General features: G+C 58.2%; 2 protein-coding genes. Both read left to right on the top strand.

Going from position 1 to position 737, the window contains the following annotated elements; all coding sequences use genetic code 11:
* The coding region (locus AC1D0Z_RS23430; protein ID WP_477660513.1) for a DUF5984 family protein at window positions 1–288 on the top strand (288 nt) is incomplete at its 5' end.
* Between the two features lie 36 nt (window positions 289–324).
* Window positions 325–737, top strand: a 413-nt coding sequence (locus tag AC1D0Z_RS23425) for a hypothetical protein (RefSeq protein WP_477660512.1), incomplete at its 3' end; no start/stop codon positions are given.

Raw genomic sequence — 737 nt, 5'->3', positions numbered from 1 at the left:
GTTTGGGCCGCGAGCATCGGGACATACGCAATGACGCGGGGATCCTTCTTAGAGGAAATTCTTGCCTTTCATTCACAGTTCATGGCGCAAATGGCTGCAAGAGTGGGGCGCGTGGTCGCCGGCGGACTCCCAAGTCGTATCCGCATCGACTTGAACAGTCTCATGCTAGAGCAACAACAACGGGCGTTGCCCATTGGGCAGTACCTTTCGAGCCCAGAGATTCCGACGGACTGGTCACTTGTTTCCAGTGCCGTGAAGCGACTGGAGGAGCTCCGCCATGAGACCTAACAAGCCTATCGACGCCAGGCCCTGCCGGAAAAGCTCATGAATGCACCAGAGTTGCAACAACTAATCCTGGCCGCATTCGCGCCGGTGCCCCGCCCTGCGCGCGACGAAATTGCGCCTCACATTTGCCAGGAATGTGCTGAACGTGCCGCTGATCTCGCGCCGTTTGCTGCAAATGAGGTGCCGGAGGCATCATTTCAAAGCCACGTGTGGGATATGCCACTTCTTTCAGCGGAAGCCATGCACTATTACTTTCCCGCCTGGCTCATTCGAGGCCTCGACGACAGTGGCCCCTGGCTGTGCGACGCGGCCAGTGTTGTGCTGGGCGCATTGGAGCATTCAGAGCACCGCTGGGACCCTGCCCAGCCGTATTCACGTGAGCAATGGCTGGCGTTTCAAGCCTGGCTGTCCTATGTGGAGCAGATAGCTGACGATATCGACCGAGAGGGACT

The sequence above is a fragment of the Polaromonas sp. P1_E3 genome (genome assembly GCF_056405935.1).
This window is presented reverse-complemented; position numbering and strand designations above follow the sequence as displayed.